The organism is Oleiphilus sp. HI0117 (assembly GCF_001635235.1).
In genome coordinates, this window is record NZ_LWGA01001312.1 from 1 (window position 1) to 716 (window position 716).

At 45.4% G+C, this 716-nt stretch carries 1 protein-coding gene; it reads right to left on the minus strand.

Translation table 11 applies throughout. The features are described from left to right. Window positions 1-716, minus strand: a 716-nt coding sequence (locus tag A3757_RS22730; RefSeq protein WP_156506504.1) for a VWA domain-containing protein, incomplete at both ends; no start/stop codon positions are given.

Genomic DNA, 716 nt, shown 5'->3' on the forward strand with positions numbered 1-716 from the left:
CTTCATTCCAATGCTCGATACTGCCACCTGGCTGAGTTATCTCGTAAGGTGCCATTGATGCGTCACCAACAAAGAGTACTTTGTAGTCAGAAGAATATTTGTGAATCACATCGTAGATCGGCATGCTTTCGTTTGAACGACGAATATTGTTCTTCCATACACTTTCGTAAATAAAGTTATGAAAGTAGAAATACTCCATATGCTTGAATTCAACACGCGCCGCAGAAAACAACTCTTCGCAAACTTTTACATGAGGGTCCATTGAACCACCAATATCAAAGAAGATCAGCACCTTCACAGTATTGTGGCGCTCAGGCACAAGCTTAAGGTCAAGGTAACCGGCATTACGCGCGGTAGACCTTATTGTATCATCCAAGTCCAACTCATCAGCTGCCCCCTGACGAGCGAACTTACGCAAACGACGCAGCGCAAGTTTGATATTTCGAATCCCAAGCGTTACATCGCCATCAAGGTCTTTGTAGCCACGCTTCTCCCAAACTTTAACAGCACGACCATTTCGACCGTTTTTCTGTCCAATTCGAAAACCTTCAGGGTTATAGCCATTCGCACCAAAAGGTGATGTACCACCGGTACCAATCATCCGGTTCCCGCCTTGGTGCTTTTTCTTTTGCTGCTCGATCCGCTCTTTAAACGCTTCCATTAGCTCTTCGAGGCCGCCCATGGCTTCGATTTTATCCTTTTCTTCCTGAGTTAAG